The organism is Salinimicrobium sp. TIG7-5_MAKvit (assembly GCF_049569215.1).
Taxonomy (GTDB): Bacteria; Bacteroidota; Bacteroidia; order Flavobacteriales; family Flavobacteriaceae; genus Salinimicrobium; species Salinimicrobium profundisediminis.
Genome location: NZ_CP145903.1, coordinates 2,662,383 through 2,679,499, shown reverse-complemented (window position 1 = coordinate 2,679,499; position 17,117 = coordinate 2,662,383). Strand labels below are relative to the sequence as shown.

Annotated in this window: 17 protein-coding genes and 1 riboswitch; of the genes, 10 read left to right on the top strand and 7 right to left on the bottom strand. The window is 42.5% G+C overall.

Annotated features, from left to right (window positions below; genetic code table 11):
* Nucleotides 1-9: 9 nt before the first annotated feature.
* Complete coding sequence (purB, locus tag V5739_RS12025; protein ID WP_423818348.1) at nucleotides 10-1,347, top strand: adenylosuccinate lyase; 1,338 nt, start codon at nucleotides 10-12, stop codon at nucleotides 1,345-1,347.
* Nucleotides 1,348-1,466: 119 nt separating this feature from the next.
* On the opposite strand, the gene V5739_RS12020 is transcribed toward purB, so the two are convergent.
* From V5739_RS12020 to V5739_RS12005, 4 genes are read right to left on the bottom strand one after another with little or no spacing between them, the layout of a single operon-like run.
* The gene (locus V5739_RS12020; protein WP_266067731.1) at nucleotides 1,467-2,000 is read right to left on the bottom strand and encodes a DUF4252 domain-containing protein; all 534 of its coding nucleotides are present in this window, start codon (nucleotides 1,998-2,000) and stop codon (nucleotides 1,467-1,469) included.
* Nucleotide 2,001: 1 nt separating this feature from the next.
* Nucleotides 2,002-2,526, bottom strand: a complete 525-nt coding sequence (locus tag V5739_RS12015) for a DUF4252 domain-containing protein (RefSeq protein ID WP_266067732.1) — start codon at nucleotides 2,524-2,526, stop codon at nucleotides 2,002-2,004.
* A gap of 16 nt (nucleotides 2,527-2,542) precedes the next feature.
* The gene (locus V5739_RS12010) at nucleotides 2,543-2,995 is read right to left on the bottom strand and encodes a hypothetical protein (RefSeq protein ID WP_423818347.1); all 453 of its coding nucleotides are present in this window, start codon (nucleotides 2,993-2,995) and stop codon (nucleotides 2,543-2,545) included.
* On the bottom strand, nucleotides 2,976-3,491 hold the full coding sequence (locus V5739_RS12005) for an RNA polymerase sigma factor (RefSeq protein ID WP_423818346.1): 516 nt from the start codon (nucleotides 3,489-3,491) through the stop codon (nucleotides 2,976-2,978). The genes V5739_RS12010 and V5739_RS12005 overlap by 20 nt, the downstream gene beginning before the upstream one ends.
* 131 nt (nucleotides 3,492-3,622) lie before the next feature.
* On the opposite strand from V5739_RS12005, the gene V5739_RS12000 reads away from it, so the two are divergent.
* A complete protein-coding gene (locus V5739_RS12000) occupies nucleotides 3,623-5,056 on the top strand; it encodes a S41 family peptidase (protein ID WP_423818345.1) in 1,434 nt (477 codons plus the stop codon).
* Between the two features lie 87 nt (nucleotides 5,057-5,143).
* Nucleotides 5,144-6,610, top strand: a complete 1,467-nt coding sequence (locus tag V5739_RS11995; protein ID WP_423818344.1) for a S41 family peptidase — start codon at nucleotides 5,144-5,146, stop codon at nucleotides 6,608-6,610.
* Nucleotides 6,611-6,675: 65 nt separating this feature from the next.
* Here V5739_RS11995 and V5739_RS11990 read toward each other — a convergent pair whose 3' ends face one another.
* Together V5739_RS11990 and V5739_RS11985 are read right to left on the bottom strand one after the other, a co-directional pair.
* Complete coding sequence (locus tag V5739_RS11990; RefSeq protein ID WP_423818343.1) at nucleotides 6,676-7,710, bottom strand: YncE family protein; 1,035 nt, start codon at nucleotides 7,708-7,710, stop codon at nucleotides 6,676-6,678.
* Between the two features lie 3 nt (nucleotides 7,711-7,713).
* Nucleotides 7,714-9,552, bottom strand: a complete 1,839-nt coding sequence (locus V5739_RS11985) for a TonB-dependent receptor plug domain-containing protein (protein ID WP_423818342.1) — start codon at nucleotides 9,550-9,552, stop codon at nucleotides 7,714-7,716.
* Nucleotides 9,553-9,583: 31 nt separating this feature from the next.
* Nucleotides 9,584-9,921, bottom strand: a riboswitch (cobalamin riboswitch).
* 58 nt (nucleotides 9,922-9,979) lie between these two features.
* Between V5739_RS11985 and V5739_RS11980 the strand changes: the two genes are divergently transcribed.
* The 7 genes from V5739_RS11980 to tnpA all read left to right on the top strand — a co-directional run bounded on the left by V5739_RS11980 (nucleotide 9,980) and on the right by tnpA (nucleotide 16,576).
* Nucleotides 9,980-11,125 (top strand): ABC transporter substrate-binding protein, encoded by a 1,146-nt coding sequence (locus tag V5739_RS11980; RefSeq protein WP_423818341.1) that lies wholly within the window; start codon nucleotides 9,980-9,982, stop codon nucleotides 11,123-11,125.
* Nucleotides 11,126-12,157, top strand: a complete 1,032-nt coding sequence (locus V5739_RS11975) for an iron ABC transporter permease (RefSeq protein WP_266067740.1) — start codon at nucleotides 11,126-11,128, stop codon at nucleotides 12,155-12,157. It begins immediately after the preceding gene.
* Nucleotides 12,121-12,963: an ABC transporter ATP-binding protein gene (locus V5739_RS11970; protein ID WP_423818340.1), complete on the top strand. Its 843-nt coding sequence runs from the start codon at nucleotides 12,121-12,123 to the stop codon at nucleotides 12,961-12,963. Before V5739_RS11975 ends, V5739_RS11970 begins: the two co-directional genes overlap by 37 nt.
* Nucleotides 12,964-12,993: 30 nt before the next feature.
* On the top strand, nucleotides 12,994-14,394 hold the full coding sequence (rmuC, locus tag V5739_RS11965; protein WP_423818339.1) for a DNA recombination protein RmuC: 1,401 nt from the start codon (nucleotides 12,994-12,996) through the stop codon (nucleotides 14,392-14,394).
* 67 nt (nucleotides 14,395-14,461) lie between these two features.
* Nucleotides 14,462-15,007, top strand: a complete 546-nt coding sequence (locus V5739_RS11960) for an acyl-CoA thioesterase (protein ID WP_266067742.1) — start codon at nucleotides 14,462-14,464, stop codon at nucleotides 15,005-15,007.
* Complete coding sequence (locus V5739_RS11955) at nucleotides 15,007-15,975, top strand: bile acid:sodium symporter family protein (RefSeq protein ID WP_423818338.1); 969 nt, start codon at nucleotides 15,007-15,009, stop codon at nucleotides 15,973-15,975. The genes V5739_RS11960 and V5739_RS11955 overlap by 1 nt, the downstream gene beginning before the upstream one ends.
* A 166-nt stretch (nucleotides 15,976-16,141) precedes the next feature.
* Nucleotides 16,142-16,576: an IS200/IS605 family transposase gene (gene tnpA / locus V5739_RS11950; protein ID WP_423818337.1), complete on the top strand. Its 435-nt coding sequence runs from the start codon at nucleotides 16,142-16,144 to the stop codon at nucleotides 16,574-16,576.
* Between the two features lie 129 nt (nucleotides 16,577-16,705).
* On the opposite strand, the gene V5739_RS11945 is transcribed toward tnpA, so the two are convergent.
* Nucleotides 16,706-17,098 (bottom strand): DUF423 domain-containing protein, encoded by a 393-nt coding sequence (locus tag V5739_RS11945; protein WP_423818336.1) that lies wholly within the window; start codon nucleotides 17,096-17,098, stop codon nucleotides 16,706-16,708.
* Nucleotides 17,099-17,117: the final 19 nt, after the last annotated feature.

Genomic DNA, 17,117 nt, shown 5'->3' with positions numbered 1-17,117 from the left:
CCAACACTCATGACTTCTCTTCAGGCAATATCTCCTATAGATGGCAGATATTCTTCCAAAACTCAGCAACTTGCAAACTATTTTAGCGAACAGGCCCTGATCAAATACCGGGTACGGGTAGAAATCGAATATTTTATTGCCCTGGCCGAACACGGGCTACCACAATTACAGGGAGTTGATCAATCAGTTTTTCCGGCGTTGCGTAAAATTTATTCTGAATTTTCTACTGAAGATGCCCTGGAAATAAAAAAGATAGAGAACACGACCAATCACGATGTTAAGGCTGTAGAATATTTTATTAAAAATAAATTCGATAGCCTGGGCCTTTCAGCATATAAGGAATTTATCCACTTTGGTTTAACTTCCCAGGACATTAACAATACGGCCGTGCCTCTTAGCATTAAAGAAGCACTCGAGGAAGTTTACAATCCGGCGCTTACCGGGCTTGTCGAAAAACTGGAACAACTGGCTACCGACTGGAAGGAAGTGCCCATGCTGGCGAGAACCCATGGCCAACCGGCCTCTCCCACCCGCCTTGGCAAAGAAATAAAGGTCTTTGTGGTGAGGCTTAAAGAACAGATCAGGTTTTTGCAGGATATTCCAAATGCAGCAAAATTTGGAGGAGCTACCGGCAACTTCAATGCCCATAAAGTGGCTTTTCAACATATCAACTGGAAAAATTTTGGAAAAGATTTTGTGAAAGGCTCCCTTGGCCTGTACTATTCTTTTCCCACTACCCAAATTGAGCATTACGACCATATGGCCTCTCTTTTTGATGCCTTGAAGCGCATCAATACCATAATTCTCGATTTAGACAAAGACGTTTGGTCTTACGTTTCGATGGATTATTTTAAACAGAAGATAAAAGAAGGGGAAGTAGGTTCTTCGGCAATGCCACATAAAGTAAATCCTATTGATTTTGAAAACAGTGAAGGAAATTTAGGTATCGCAAATGCCCTTTTTGAGCACCTATCGGCTAAGTTGCCTGTGAGTCGTTTACAGCGCGATCTTACTGATAGTACTGTATTGCGCAATATAGGAGTACCATTTGGCCATACCTTGATTGGTTTCGCCTCTACCCTAAAAGGACTGAATAAACTGCTGCTGAATGAGGCTAAGCTAGATGAGGATCTTGAAAAGAACTGGGCTGTGGTTGCCGAAGCCATCCAGACGATCTTGAGAAGGGAAGGTTATCCCAATCCTTACGAAGCGTTGAAAGGACTTACCAGAACCAATGAAAAGATCGATAAAGACAGTATTTCAGCATTTATTGGGCAACTGGATGTTTCTGAAGAAATTAAACAGGAGCTGCGACAAATTAGTCCGCAGAACTACACGGGAATTTAGTAGTCGGTAGTCGGTAGTCGGTAAAACTGAAAAATTCTACTGAAACTAAAATACACTATAAAAAAAGAGGTCTCAAAAATGACATTTTTGAGACCTCTTTCCCTTTGCAGGATAAGTTTTTAATCAAGGAAGCCTTCTAATTTTGGTAATCCGGCAACATTGAGTTCTCCTTTTTCAAAAGACTTCAGGAGACGTATAAGGGCTTCAGGATTCATGTCATTTCCGGTAAGACGTGCTATTCCGAAGCCTTTTTCATCATCGCTTCCAAATACAATCAGTTCGTCAATGGCATCTTCTTCGCCCAGGTAGTAAAGTTCAGCTTTTCGTGTGCCCCCGCCGTACCGCATAAGCTGCTGGTATTTATCAGCCTTCAGAATAGACGTTAACCGCTCTTTTTCTGCTTCATATTCTCCCTTGTTCTCTCCTTTTAATGGAAATCCCAGAATATTCACTTTCTTAATAGTTTCCATAGTAGCCTTTTGTTCGGCGGTAAGGGCAGAATTATCACCTGTTAGTAAACTTACAGGAATGTCGAATGCCAGGTACTGGTTATCATTTTGATGCTCTACATAAAACTCCTGAAGACTGGTTTCATTGTTACAGGAAACAAACCCAAGGCATAGTAGTACCAGTATAAAAACTGAATTTTTCATCTTATTTTGTTTCTACTTTTTCGAGTTCTTCTCCTCCCGGAATCTTGAAGTCGTTGGCAAGTTTTGACACCTGCGCAAGGTTGATTTCTCCGGTAATGTTAAGGATGACCGACATGGGTTTATTCTTGTCTTCACCTTCCATGAACATAAACAACTGGCTCACGTAATCGTCATTTTTGCCGGGTTTGTAATAAAAACGCACTGTTTTGCCGTCTTCAGACACTCTCATAAGCTCTTCCATACTGCCTTTTTTGATGTATGATGCCACATCAAGAGCCATTTGCTGACGAATGTTCTCTTTGGTTGTTGAAAGCACTTTCATCTCCTTAAGGTTCTCAATAAGATCAATGTAAGCCTGGGTTTCAGGATCATCGGCATTAAGGTCAATTTTAGTGAGTAACTTGAACATTTTACTTGTTACCACTACCGCGTCTACTTCTTTCATGCCCTCATATTTATCAAAGGTTTGAGCTCCCGAAAGAAAGGGTAATATAAGTGCCAGTAAGGCAAGGCTGAACTTTTTCATGATTTTGATTTTTGGGTTATTTTACAATTTTATCTTTAGTATTATTAAATTCTTCTATGTAGCTAAGATCTTCGGTGCCGGCGTTCATATACAGGGACATCATCTCAAGGGCTTCCCTGGTTTTTTGCATAGCCAGTTCGGGATCTTCGTAAGTGCCAAACTCGCTCACCTGGTTTTCCTGCTGTATTACAACTCCCAGGAAGATCACAATAGAAGTGGCGATTGCTACCCACGAATACACTTTTTTCCTGCCCGGCTCCAGCCTGTTTTTATGAGGTGTATAAGCAACTTTCCTCTCAAGCTTTTCGGTCTTTGCCTGGTCAAAGTAACAGAACATGGGAATGTACTGTTGCAGGTGTGGCGCGACCTCACCCGAACTAAAATAGTTCTTTAGGCGGGCTTCTTCTTCTCCCGTGGTTTCGGCTTCGAAGTAGCGGTCTAGCAGTTTCTCAATTATTTGCGATTCCATAGCGGTGTCTTTTAATCATTTCTTCTTTTATTTTTTTTCGGGCCCTGCTTAAAGCTACCCGTATAGCTGTCTGGTTCATTTGGGTCATTTTAGCTATCTCTTCATACTCATACTGCTCCACCTCCCTTAACTGGATGAGGATCTTTTGCTGTTCAGGTAGCTCGGCAATGATCTTCTCCACCCAGTTCAGGTCATCCTGTATCTCTACTTTGTGCTGCAGTGAAGTTTCACCACACTCGTAATTGCTGTGAACAATGCGCAGGTTATTGTTCTGTTTCAGCTTAAGTTGATCGAGACAATGGTTCCGGGTAACGGTCATGGCAAAGGCCTCTACATTGTTATAAGAACTCAATTTCTCTTTACGGCTCCAAAGCTTCAACATCACTTCCTGTGTCGCATCTTCTGCAGCCTCTTTTGAAACCAGTAGCCTTAAGGCAAGCCTGTACATCTTGTCCTGCACCGGTTTCATGAGATTTATAAAAGTATGCTGTTTCATTTTGGTTTGGTTGGCAGGGCTTTTTTAGGCCCCTTTCCTTTACGACGACGTTGAAGGTACTTTGTTACCAATAAATATTAAAAAGTATATTTATTCGTATTACATTTAAAGTGATAAATATGGATAAAGCTATGAAATCTACCCCGAAATTACTCCTCTCTTTTTTCATGTTGCTGTTTATCTATGGTTGCCATGATGACCGTGATGACGTACTTGTAGCTTCGGACGAATTGGAAATTAAAAATTTTATTTGGCGGGCTATGAACGATATGTATCTCTACAAGGCCGATGTTCCCAATCTTGCCGATGATCGTTTTGCCAACCAGGAAGAACTCAACGAATTTCTTAGAGGTTATTCATCTCCCGAAGAACTTTTTTATGAAGGCCTGGTAGCCGATTTTGATGATTTCAGTTTTTTGGTGCAGGATTACAGGGCTTTGGAAAAGTTGCTTGACGGCATCAATACTTCAAACGGAATGCAGTATGGCGTGGTGGCCTATCCTCCAGGCTCCCAAAACGTAGTGGGTTATGTGCGGTATGTTTTGCCCAATACTTCAGCTGAAGAGCAGGGAGTAAAGAGAGGAGATTTGTTCAACAGCATAGATGGCGTAGAACTCCACCGTGAAAATTATTCAAGACTGCTGCAACAGCAAAGTTACACTATAGGTATGGCAGAGTTCACTGAAGGTGAGATCATCGCTACAGGAGAGACCATAAACCTGCAAAAAGAAGAGTATACCACCAATCCTGTTTATATCGCCACAACCTTTGAAACAACAAATGGTACGGTAGGCTATCTCATGTACAACGGATTTACAGGCACTTTTGATGATGTTTTAAACAATACTTTTGCATACTTCAAAGCCGAAGGAGTTCAGGATTTAATTGTAGACCTGCGATATAATGGCGGGGGTTCGGTGGAGACTGCCAGCGATTTGGCCAGTATGATCACGGGACAGTTCACCGGGGAGATCTTCAGCAAAGAACAGTGGAATGAAGAATATCAGGAACTTTTAGAATCTACCGCCCCAGAAAGTCTGGTCAATCTTTTTGACGATAAAATAAGAACAGGAGCAGCCATAAACAGCCTGGGACTGGGAAAGGTCTATTTCATTACTACTTTACGGACTGCCTCGGCCAGCGAGCTGGTGATCAACGGACTTAAGCCATACATCGATGTGATTCAGGTAGGGGAAAACACTACCGGAAAATTTCAGGCTTCCACTACGCTTTACGATTCGCCAAACTTCCGCAGAAACGGAGCAAATACTGGGCATTCTTACGCGGTACAGCCCCTAATTTATAAGAGCCTGAACGTAAATAATGTCACCGATTATTCCGAAGGGCTTTCTCCCGATGTAGAAATAAAAGAAGATTTTACAGATCTCGGAGTATTGGGAGATCCTAACGAGCCCTTACTGGCAGCGGTGTTAAGCCTCATAGAAGGACGCACTTCCGAAATGAGTGTCAAAAATGGCATTTTTGAGGTGTTAGGAGAAAGCAGTAATTACGACCTACTTCACCAAATGATGTATACCGAAGATCCTGACCTGCCAGGCACCTGAAAAGTGGAATTTTAACATATATTTTGCATTTTTCTTTGATACTAATCGCGATTATCTTAGTTTTAGCCACCACTAAATGTATTTTAAATGAAGAGATTATTTATGCCGCTATTCCTGCTGGGAATATTTTTCACCTCCTGCTCCAAAGATGACGATGTACAGGAAAAGGAACCCGAAATAACTCCCGATGCACGGGATTACACTGTTGACCTATTCATACATCGCGCAATGGCCGATTGGTACCTTTATGAAGCCGAAGTGCCCGAATTACAGGAAGGTTATTTTAAAAACCTTCAGGAGAAAAAAGACTTTTTTGCAGATTTTGACGAACCTGAAGAAACCTATGAAAATTTAAAAGCCTCACATGACAGGTTCAGTTTTATGTGGGATGATTATACCGAGCTGGAAAAATTGCTTTACAGCGGGATAGAAAAAACTACAGGGATGGTTTTTGCCTACGGAACTATTGGAGGTGGAAGCGATGCTTTTATAATCACAAGATATGTAGTGCCCGGTTCTCCTGCAGACCAGGCAGGGATCAAACGCGGGGATATTTTTCTTGAAGTTGACGGGCAGCAACTGACTGTTGGTAATTTAGGCCAGCTTTTGTCTCAGGACAGCTTTAGCGTTTCTTATGCCGAAATTAATAACAATACGATTGGTTTAAGCGGAGAAACCGCCCAGCTTACAAGTGTAGAACTTGCTGAAAATCCCGTTCACGTAGCCAAGGTTTTAAAACATAACGACCTAAATGTTGGGTACCTTATGTACAACGGATTTACTTCAGATTTTGATCCAAAACTCAACGAGGCTTTTGGTTTCTTTAAAGCTGAAGGCGTTGATGAACTTGTAATTGACCTTAGGTACAACGGAGGAGGATCGGTTGAAACGGCCTCAGACCTTTCATCTATGATCACCGGTGGATTTAAAGGCGAGTTACTTGCCGAATTGATTATGAATGAGAAATGGAAAGCGATTTATGAAGCAGAAGCTCCCGAATATGTTAAATTCAGGTTCAATGACAAGATACATACCGGGGAAGACATTAACAGCCTGAACCTGGCGAGGGTTTATATAATTGCCACCCGTGGCTCTGCTTCTGCCAGTGAACTTTTGATTAATGGATTAGATCCTTACATCGAGGTGGTTCACATTGGAGATAATACTGCAGGAAAGTATCAGAGTTCAAGAACCCTGTACGATTCAAATCACATGATGTTCGCCAAAGAGAACGTTAACCCTTCACATAAATATGCCATACAGCCGCTCATTTCAAAAGTTGCAAACTCAGTAGGAAAAAGCGATTACGACAACGGTTTAACTCCCGACATCAAAGCATCAGAAGGCCTTAATTATCTTCCCCTTGGAGACCCAGAGGAACCCTTATTAAAGGTTGCTTTAAATGCCATTTCAGGAGAGACTGGCGGAGAGGCGGCAACTGCTGCACAAAAAAGAATGCTCAATGACAGGTTTAAGATTGAAGGAGAGAGCGATATGTTTCAGCCTACCTACCAAAGAATGTACACCAATGAGTTGCCTTCAAAACGCAACTAGATCTAAATACATACCAATAAAAAATCCCGCTTTCGCGGGATTTTTTCATTTAAAACATATCTGTTTTAGTCATTAAAATAAAATCCGTTAGGGCCTATACCAACTGATAATTCTGCCACTAATTGCCCGGTAAAGGTGTAGATCCTCACCATACCACTTTCAGAAAATGAAGGGGCATCAGCTAAGTAGATATGGTCATCTTCTACATCAAATCCGTATAAATTAGCACTGTTACTGCTAATAACAGCTGCTTCAGCTGGTTCTGTAGCATCCAGGCCAACTGCAAAAACATCTCCCTCTACTGTGTAATAGATCTTATCATCTTCAACGTCAAGTTTACTTGCGCCGGCAAGATCATCAGAAAATGATATTTCTGAAATCAATTCCCCACTATTTATATTCCTAACCTGCAATCCGGCTGAACTTAAGGCATACAAATTACCCTTGTAGATTTCGAAATCACTCAATCCTTCTTTTGTTTCAATTGTTTTCTCAACAGCTTTTGTTGCAGGATTAAAAACAGAAACAGAGTTGCCGCTACCATAAGCAGCATTTTGAATATAAAGAAGTCCGTTTTCAGCAATGACGGTTTCTGCAGCATCCCCTACAACTATCGAATCTTCTATTTGAAGAGTTTCGACATCAATGATCACGAGGTAATCGTCTTCAACGCTTTCCCAGCCTGCGTGATTGGTCACATAGGCTTTACCATCAATAACGGCACCATACCTTGGGGCCTGCAATCCTGTTTCAACTTTCCCTACCAGCTCAAAAGAATACCTGTCTACTACGGTAATTATATTTGACCCTCCGCCAATAATAAATGCCAGCTCGTCTGTAAAAAAAATTGATTGTGCCCACTTCCCAATATCATCTCCATCATTCACGGCTGCATATATATCCTGCTCTACAGTTTGAAAATCATCACTTACAAATGTCACCGACCCCAGATTTTGTCCCTCATTCAAAACAAAAAAACCTTCGGCATAAGAGCCGGTTTCGGGTTCGGGTTGTGGGTTAATATTATCGTCATCACTGCTACATGAGTTAAGGAAAACCCCGCCAAGGAGTCCGAATAAAAATAGTTTTCTAAGCTTCATAAACTAAAAATTAAGATTTAAATAAATATTGAAATTAATGCCGGGCATCCAGCGATCTTCTACGTTTTGATAAGTCTCATCAAAAATGTTCCTCACCCGCGCACCTAACCTGTATGATTTTTCACGGCCAAAAGCATAAGAAGTGGAAAGATTTGAAATGGTATAAGCCTCAAGGTTATATTTTGAATCATTGTTTGAGCGGGTGAAAACCTCTCCATTAAAAAGGAACTGGTAATCAAATTCCCACCTGCCATAAGTATAACCGGCCGCAGCCGTTGCTTTGTGGTAAGGCACGTATATTAACTGCTTACCGGTCTTTTGATTTTCGGATGCTGTATAGGCATAGATCGCATTAAGGTTTAAAAATCCGCTGCCCACTTTCTTCTCCCAACCTAAAAATGCTTCCAGGCCATAAGACCGTACCTCATCTTCATTATGAGGCCGCCATATTCCGCCAGTTCCGGGCACCCAGCTTATCATGTCCTGTATATCTATATAGTAAGCGGTAAGGTCAAGATCAAAATTCTGCCAGCTAAAACTGTTGCCAATTTCAGCCTGCAGTGAAGTTTCCGGCTTTAAATCCAGGTTTCCTCCCGGGTTCCAGTAGAGGTCATTGTAGGTGGGAATCCGAAAATTTCTGGAGGTATTCAGCTTCAGGGTATAAAATGAAGAAAACCTATATTTTGCTCCTGCTGAAAATAGTACCGGGCTCTCATAATTATTGGTCAGTTCCTTCCGAAGCCCTGCTTCATAAGAGAATTTTTGTGTTGCCCGATGCTTTAAAAGAAATGCTGCGGAAAAAACATTCCGGCTGTCAGCATCAATTCCCGACCCCTCGCCTTTTGTATTGGTGTTTGAAAGCACCGAAGCCAACTGAAGGTCTTTAAAACCGAAATATTCCAGGTCATTACGGGCTATAAAAGTTTCAGCTTCCCCAAAAGAAAAGCGGTTAGAACTCAGATTTTCATAATACCTGTAGCTTTCATCTAAAAAGGCAATTTTGGTAGTCGATTTAAACTGGGCAATCCCCGTCTCCCACTCCAGTAAATTCCTGCTGTTCATATCCCGGTATTTAGTAGGAGTTTCCGAAGGTTTTATAAGCGAAAAATGCCTGTCAGCATGTGAAAAACTGCTAAAGACCCTCACATAATTTTTGGGAGCGATTTTGTACGCCAGCCCCACATCAAGCGTATTATTGAAAAATTGACCATTCAGGTTCTCCCCTTTTCCGGGATAATCATAATCATTGTCAGAACTGTTTCTTGCTCCCGCTATAGTTAAACTCCATACTTCACCCGAGGCTTCCAAATTATACCTGGCATCAAGGCTGTTATAGCTGCCATATTGCAGAAAAACCTCATTTTTGAAACCCTTGTTAAAAGCAAGCCGATTGTTGAGGTGAACAGTACCGCCAATAGCTCCCGTCCCATAAATGACACTTCCTCCGCCACCGCGCACAGTCACTTCATCGACCCCGGCAGTACTAACAACATTAAAATCGGTCTGCCCGTTGAACTGGGAATTTATATTGATCCCGTTCCACAAAACTGCAGTTTGTGAGGCTGTGGTGCCGCGGAAAGAAGGCGAAGAAACCATACCAAGCCCGTTCTGCTTAAAATAAATGGGAGAGTTGAACTCCAGGACCTCTCCTAGCGCAGGACGACTGAGTTTACTGACAGAATCATCAATTTTGATAAGGGTTTGGCCGGTTGAAAACTCTCGAACTTTAACGTCGCTTACAAATACCTCTTCGAGATAGTTGATAGAGTCAAGCTGGGCAAAAGAGGATGTCCAATTTAGCAGGGCCAGTAATAGAAGGTAGAAAGTGCTTTTTTTCATCATCCGCAGGCTTTTTTCCCGAAAGCCGAAGGTTTTTAATTAATGAAAAATGGCAGGTCTCCTGGCTCGCGTCCTTTTTGTTAACCTTCCCATCCTAAAATAAAGGACAGTGGTATGAAGTGTACAAAAGGCATTCCGACGCATCGGAACTAAGCTTACAGTTGCGGGAACAGCTCAGGCTTGTTTGAAGTTAGATTTTAGAAGTTAGAAGTACGAAGTACTATCTCCTAAGCCTCCTTCAAAGTTGAATGAACTTCGTACTTCTAAATTCGTACATCGTAATTCAACTTTCCTGATTCCCTTTTAATCGATGTCTTTACTTTCTGGAATTTTTTTTCAGAAAACAATCGAACCAAAATTCAATGCGAAAGTAAACATTTTAGGGCTTTTTACTTCAAAAATTTTAAATAATCTTACTTTTGAAGTGCCAATGAAAAATACCCTCTACACATACAGCCTGTTACTTTTTATCATCTGCTTTGGATGTAAATCTGACAAAAAGGAAAAAATTCCGCTCTTAACAAAGCAGGGAAAAGAAGTTGAAATACAATATGCCTCCGGTCTCACAATCACCGATTTTGGAGATCATAAGATCATTACCGTAAAAAATCCGTGGCCCAATGCCGACAGGACCTATAGATACCTGCTGGCAGAAGAAGGAGCGACCGTACCACAGGATGTAAAGTTTGATCAACGGGTTCAAATTCCGGTAAAAAACGTAGTGGTTACTTCCACGACTCATATTCCGGCGCTTGAGGTTCTAAATTCCGAAGAACTGCTCGTGGGCTTTCCCGGTCTGGATTACATTTCTTCTGAAAAAACCCGCAAACGCATTGATGCTGGCAAGATCAGGGAAATAGGAAAGAACGAAGCCCTTAATACCGAAAGCCTGCTCAACCTCCAGCCCGATGTGGTAATAGGTTTTTCGGTAGATGGCAGCAACAAGAGCCTTGACCTGCTCCAAAAAACCGGAATCCCGGTGGTGTTCAACGCCGACTGGACAGAGCATACCCCTTTAGGAAAAGCCGAATGGATCAAGTTCTTTGGCGCCTTTCTGGGAAAAATGAATGAAGCAAATGCCTTTTTTGAAGAGATAGAAGAAGAGTATCTCAGCGCCAAAGAACTGGCCAAAAAGGCCAAAAACAAACCCGATGTGGTTGCCGGTGCCATGTACCAGGACCAGTGGTACCTGCCCGCGGGTAACTCCTGGCAGGCAATTTTTATAGAAGATGCCCACGCCAATTACCTTTTTAAAGAGACAGAAGGCACAGGCAGCCTTTCCCTTTCTTTTGAAAATGTACTAACACAGGCCGCACATGCCGATTTTTGGATGGGGCCCGGCCAGTTCACAGCTTATACCCAAATGCTACAGGCGTCTCCCCACTATGCAAGGTTTGAAGCTTTTGAGAACAGGAATATCTATACTTTTGCCAGTGAAAAAGGGAGTACCGGCGGGGTGATTTTCTATGAACTCGCTCCTTTGCGGCCCGATTTGGTTTTGAAAGACATGATCTCTGTTTTTCACCCCCAGCTGCTCCCCAACTATACCTCCACTTTTTATAAACCCCTGGAATAGTTGCAAAATACACGTGCCTATACTATCGTTTTATTTCTCTTGTTGGGAGCAACAGTAGCGGCATGGCTTTTAAATATTAGCCTTGGATCGGTAAATATTCCTTTTGAAGAAGTGCTGGCAGTACTTTTTTCTTCGGAAGCAGACAGTACCAACTGGCATTACATTATCATGGAATACCGCCTGCCAAAAGCTTTTACCTCCATTTTAGTAGGTTCAGGCCTTGCGGTGAGCGGGATGCTGATGCAAACGCTTTTCAGGAACCCTTTAGCCGGGCCGTATGTGCTGGGATTGAGCAGCGGCGCCAGCCTGGGCGTAGCTCTTGTACTCATGGGCGCTACTATCTTTGGAGGTGTGGCAGGAGGCATTGTTTTCTCCCAATGGGGCGTGGTAATTGCGTCCAGCCTGGGGAGTTTACTCGTGCTTATGGCGGTAATGCTGGCATCGGTCAAGCTAAAAGATACCATGGCCATTCTCATTATTGGGCTCATGTTTGCGAGCCTAACCTCGGCGGTGGTAAGCGTACTGGCATATTTTAGTCCGGCAGCACAGCTGCAGCAGTATGTTTTTTGGTCCTACGGAAGTGTGGGTGATCTCAGTTGGAACGAACTGGGTATTCTTAGCCTTTTCTGGTTATTTGGGGTGATGATTGCCCTCTTCAGCATAAAAAATCTCAACTCCCTGCTTTTAGGAGAGCAATACGCCCGAAGTCTGGGAATGAACATTGGCCGTAATCGTACCGTGCTCATCATTTCCACCAGTATTTTGGCGGGCAGCATTACCGCTTTTGCAGGCCCCGTGGCCTTTGTGGGTATGGCAGTGCCCCACCTTATTAGACAGGTAATACCGGTGAACGATCACCGTATTTTATTGCCGGCAGTGATCTTTGGCGGTGCCATTCTCATGTTACTTTGCGACACCGTGGCGCAAATGCCCGGCAGCGACTATACTTTACCCATAAATGCAGTAACTTCACTGGTAGGTGCCCCCGTGGTGATTTGGCTCCTGGTAAGAAAAAGAAAATTCCTCTTCTAAAGATTCGGAACATAGAAGCAGAAAAGAAACATATCATCCTTAAAACTGAAAACCTTAGCATAGGTTACAGGAAGAAACAACTGGAAAAAGTAGTTGCTTCAGGAATTAATATTGCAGTTACCGAAGGTGAACTGGTAGCTGTGATAGGTATAAATGGAGTAGGGAAATCGACATTTTTGAGAACCGTAAGCGGTATTCAGCCAGAGCTCTCAGGACACATCGAGATCAACGGAGTGAACAGGAAGAACATTTCTTCGGAAAGACTGGCAACCATGATTAGCCTGGTGCTCACCGAACAGCCCCTGTCAAAAAACCTTGGCGTAGCCGAACTGGTGGCGCTTGGAAGACAACCTTACACCAACTGGATAGGAAAACTTAGCCCCGGCGACAGAAAAATAGTAAAAGACGCACTGGCCCTGGTTAAGATTGAAGAAATACAGGAAAAGAAATGCCATGAGCTAAGTGACGGACAGTTACAAAAAGTGCTTATTTCTCGTGCCCTGGCACAGAATACACCGCTGATGATCCTCGATGAACCCACTTCCCATCTCGACATGTACCACAAGGCACAGGTGCTTAAACTTTTAAAAGACCTAAGCCTGCGCACAAGAAAAGCGGTGATCTTTGCAACCCATGAAATCAATCTTGCGCTGCAATTATGCGATAAGATTATTTTGATGAAGCCAAATGAGGTAGTACAGGATACGCCTCAACAGCTTATCCAAAAAGGGCATTTTGAGAGCATCTTTCCATCAGACCTCATTGTTTTTGATGCCGCTACCGAATCTTTCAGAATAAAAACCTGAAAATAGTATCTTTGAGCAAACCTGCAGCTCATGACAGATCCTATTATACTGGCAACCTCTCTTATTATCCTTATTTTTGGAGGGCTTTTGGGTTATTTGCTGGCCAATTTTAAGGGCAAAAGTGTTCAAAATGTGCTTAAAGAGCGAAATGAACAACTTAATAACCAGTATCAGGAGTATAAGGTTCAAAGTCAGGAGCAGCTACTTCAGCTCAAGGAGCAGGCGCGGGAGGAAAAAGAAGGCGTCAACAATCAATTAATTGAAGCCTGCCGGGAACGTGAAGAAATAAGGGGCAAAAAAGACATTTTAAGCACCCAATTGACCGAAAGAACTTCAGAATTAAAAAACCTTCAGGAAAAACTGGAAGAGCAAAAAGGGGAACTGGAAAAACTTCAGGAAAAATTCAGCAAAGAATTTGAGAACCTTGCTAACAAGATCCTCGAACAAAAATCGGAGAAATTCACCAGCATCAACAAAGAAAACATCAACCAGATCCTCTCCCCGCTTCAGGAAAAGATCAAACTTTTTGAGGAAAAGGTGGAGAAAAATTCTAATGATTTTATTGAGCGGCACGCACAGCTGGGCAAGCAGCTTGAATACCTGCACGAGCAGAACGTGAAGATCAGCGAAGAAGCCAATAACCTTACCAGGGCCCTAAAAGGAGAAAATAAAACCCAGGGCAACTGGGGCGAACTTATCCTGGAGCGCGTACTTGAGAAGTCGGGGCTGGTAAGGGACCGGGAATATTTTCTGCAGAAATCCCACGAGACCGAAGAAGGCAAGAAACTACTGCCAGATGTGGTTCTACATTTACCCGGAGACAAGCGCATGGTCATTGACTCAAAAGTTTCGCTTGTAGCTTATGAAAAATACGTAAACGAAGAAGACCAGGAAAAAAGGGCGCGTCATCTCAAAGACCACTTGCGATCTCTTAACAGCCATATTCAGGATCTTAGCTCGAAAAAATACGAGGATCTCTACAAAATGGAATCGCCAGATTTTGTGCTGATGTTCATCCCTGTAGAACCTGCCCTGTACCTGGCGCAAAACCTGGACAGTTCTTTCTTTTACACGGCTTTTCAAAAGAATATTTTACTGGTAAGCCCCACCACCCTGCTCTCTGTACTGCGAACTATCGACACTTTATGGAGCAACGAAAAACAACAGCAAAATGCCCTTGAAATCGCCAATCATGCAGCATCTTTGTACCACAAATTCAAGTTGCTGCTCGACGAACTGGAAACTGTGGGAAAAAGGCTAAAATCTACCAACGCGGCCTATGATGATGCCATGAAAAAACTTACAGGCCAGCAAAACCTCATTAAAGACATAGATCAACTGGAAACCCTGGGGATTTCCCCCAAACAAAAATTGTCTCAAAAATGGCTTTCCCGGGCAAACGGAGAAGAAAATCAGAACCAGTTGAACTAAAATTATGAAAATTTCTCCGGATCTTTTCCAGGAGATTTTATAAACCTACTTTACCAAAACCTTTAGAATGACCAAAGATTTTAAAACTGTTGCCGAATCTCAAGTAACCATTTCAGAACTTATGTTGCCCTCACATTCCAATTTCAACGGAAAAATACATGGAGGTTACGTATTGTCCCTGCTCGATCAAATTGCTTTTGCCTGTGCTTCGAAACATTCGGGGGCCTATTGCGTTACAGCCAGCGTAGACACCGTAGATTTTCTTAAACCTATAGAAATCGGGGAACTGGTAACCATGAAAGCTTCGGTTAATTTTGTGGGCAGCAGCTCCATGCAGATCGGGATTCGTGTGGAAGCCGAAAATATCCAGACAGGTGCAGTAAAACACTGCAACTCATCTTACTTCACCATGGTTGCAAAAGATGAGAAAGGACAATCGGTCAAAGTACCGGGACTCGTTTTAAAATCCAGGGATGACATCAGAAGGTTTGCGAAAAGTATTAAGCGGTACGACAATAAGAGGGTGCGCCTCAAAGAATTTACCGAAACTGATTTTGTTTCTGAAGAGCATCTTCACATCGTGGAAACTTATAACGTGAAAATTGAGGCGTAGTGAAGTTTAACGGATTTATTGCGGCGCTGCTTTTTGCTATCCTCATTTCCTGGTTTTTCCCGCAAGGCCCCGAAGTGCTGCCCCTCAAGCTCATTACTGATGTGGGAATAGGATTCATTTTCTTTTTCTACGGATTAAAATTGTCTCCTGCCGAGTTCAAAGCCGGGCTGTACAATTACAAGGTACATATCCTGGTGCAGCTTACCACCTTCGTCTTTTTCCCTTTGCTGGCCCTTGCGTTTGCACCATTTTTTGAAGGCGGTACGGGTTCATCGCTTTGGCTGGCCCTATTCTTTCTGGGAGCGCTGCCCTCTACGGTAAGTTCTTCAATTGTCATGGTTTCTCTGGCCCGCGGGAACATTCCCACAGCAATCTTTAACGCCAGCCTTTCGGGACTTCTGGGAATTATCGCCACTCCGCTCTGGCTCAGCTTTTTTATGGCATCATCTTCTCAATTTGAATTTGCGACAGTAGTACAAAAACTGGTACTCCAGATTATTTTGCCGTTGGTAATTGGTCTATTCCTTCAGAAGTTTTTGGGGGATCTCGCCCGGAAAAATTCTAAAAAGATCGGCCTTTTTGACAAGTCGATCATCGTTCTTATTGTATACTCGAGTTTTAGTACAGCATTTTCTTCAGAATTATTCAGCAGTGTAGGCCTTTACGATCTTCTTAAGCTGTTGGCAATGGTGAGCGTATTATTTTTCGCAGTTTATTTTGGACTGGGAGCAACTTCCCGCTGGTTAAATTTTTCTACGGAAGACGAGATTACCGCGAAATTTTGTGGTACCAAAAAATCTTTAGTACACGGCTCGGTAATGGTTAAGGTGATCTTTGGAAGCTCTGCCTCAAACGCTTTGTACCTACTGCCCATCATGCTTTACCACATCCTGCAACTATTGGTAATTGCCGTTTTTGCTGAAGGGTATCGCAAGCGACAAGAGAGAGAAGATCTTCCGGTAAAATAAAATATAATGGTGCCAAATTCTTTTTCTATTTAATTGGTATGAAGATTTAAATGGCTAAAGCCATTATTTTTTTATTAATTTCATTATAGCCACGGGTTTAAACCCGTGGCTATAATAGCACATAAAAATAAAAACCGTTTTAATGGTTTCATTTTCATTCTTTTAAATGGGGCATTCGTATAATAAAATATGGGTTCATGCCATTTGGTCAACCAAAGACCGGCGTCCTTTAATTGAGCTTTCAGTTGAGGATAAAATTCATCAGCACATCAATCAGCAATTGCGTGAAGCAGGTTGCCCAGTACGAATTATAAACGGCATGCCAGATCACATTCATTGCCTGTTTTTACTCAATCCACAGAGATCAATTTCAGAAGTGATCAAGCAAATCAAAGGAAGTAGTTCTCATTATGTTAATCAGACAAATCTAATATCTCAAAAATTTGCATGGCAAACGGGATATGCTGCTTATTCTGTTTCCGAATCTGTTTTAGAAAAGACATTTTCCTATATCCAAAACCAAAAAGCTCACCATCAGAAAAAGTCATTTAAACAGGAATATGAGGATTTTCTGAAGCTTTACGGATTGAACAATTTATAATCTCTCCAATTGACACCAGTTTTAAATGGTTAAAACCATTATACTCTCCCGGAGATCCAATATAGCCACGGGTTTAAACCCGTGGCTATAGACCCAATTGTTCATCAAACCGTTTTAACGGTTTATGGATTAAAACGAGTCCACAACACCCGCAACATTGATGGTAAACAGGATCCACCCCATTACAAGCAGCAGTCCGCCTAACGGAGTAACAGGTCCCAAAAATGCCATTTTTCGCCCCTTTGCCGAAGACAACACTAGACCGTAGATACTGAAGGAAAATAATATGACACCTACAACAAGAAACCAGCCCATGAGGTCTTGAGATAACCCCTGAAAAGGAAAGATCACTCCAACCAGGATGAGCAGCAAAGCGTGGAACATTTGATATTTGACGCCGGTCTCAAAACTTTTGAGCTGGTCATTATCCAGGTATTTCTTTAGACCGTGGGCTCCAAAAGCCCCAAAGATCACTGCCAGCGTACCAAAAACTCCGCCGCATATTAAAATAAATTCTTTCATAAACTCACATTTTTGAGAC

Bases quoted from the DNA above. Each gene is read 5' to 3' on its own strand.
- purB (WP_423818348.1), top strand. From the start codon at position 10: ATGACTTCTCTTCAGGCAATATCTCCTATAGATGGCAGATATTCTTCC.
- V5739_RS12020 (WP_266067731.1), bottom strand. From the start codon at position 2,000: ATGAAAAATTCAGTTTTTATACTGGTACTACTATGCCTTGGGTTTGTT.
- V5739_RS12015 (WP_266067732.1), bottom strand. From the start codon at position 2,526: ATGAAAAAGTTCAGCCTTGCCTTACTGGCACTTATATTACCCTTTCTT.
- V5739_RS12010 (WP_423818347.1), bottom strand. From the start codon at position 2,995: ATGGAATCGCAAATAATTGAGAAACTGCTAGACCGCTACTTCGAAGCC.
- V5739_RS12005 (WP_423818346.1), bottom strand. From the start codon at position 3,491: ATGAAACAGCATACTTTTATAAATCTCATGAAACCGGTGCAGGACAAG.
- V5739_RS12000 (WP_423818345.1), top strand. From the start codon at position 3,623: ATGAAATCTACCCCGAAATTACTCCTCTCTTTTTTCATGTTGCTGTTT.
- V5739_RS11995 (WP_423818344.1), top strand. From the start codon at position 5,144: ATGAAGAGATTATTTATGCCGCTATTCCTGCTGGGAATATTTTTCACC.
- V5739_RS11990 (WP_423818343.1), bottom strand. From the start codon at position 7,710: ATGAAGCTTAGAAAACTATTTTTATTCGGACTCCTTGGCGGGGTTTTC.
- V5739_RS11985 (WP_423818342.1), bottom strand. From the start codon at position 9,552: ATGATGAAAAAAAGCACTTTCTACCTTCTATTACTGGCCCTGCTAAAT.
- V5739_RS11980 (WP_423818341.1), top strand. From the start codon at position 9,980: ATGAAAAATACCCTCTACACATACAGCCTGTTACTTTTTATCATCTGC.
- rmuC (WP_423818339.1), top strand. From the start codon at position 12,994: ATGACAGATCCTATTATACTGGCAACCTCTCTTATTATCCTTATTTTT.
- V5739_RS11960 (WP_266067742.1), top strand. From the start codon at position 14,462: ATGACCAAAGATTTTAAAACTGTTGCCGAATCTCAAGTAACCATTTCA.
- tnpA (WP_423818337.1), top strand. From the start codon at position 16,142: ATGGGGCATTCGTATAATAAAATATGGGTTCATGCCATTTGGTCAACC.
- V5739_RS11945 (WP_423818336.1), bottom strand. From the start codon at position 17,098: ATGAAAGAATTTATTTTAATATGCGGCGGAGTTTTTGGTACGCTGGCA.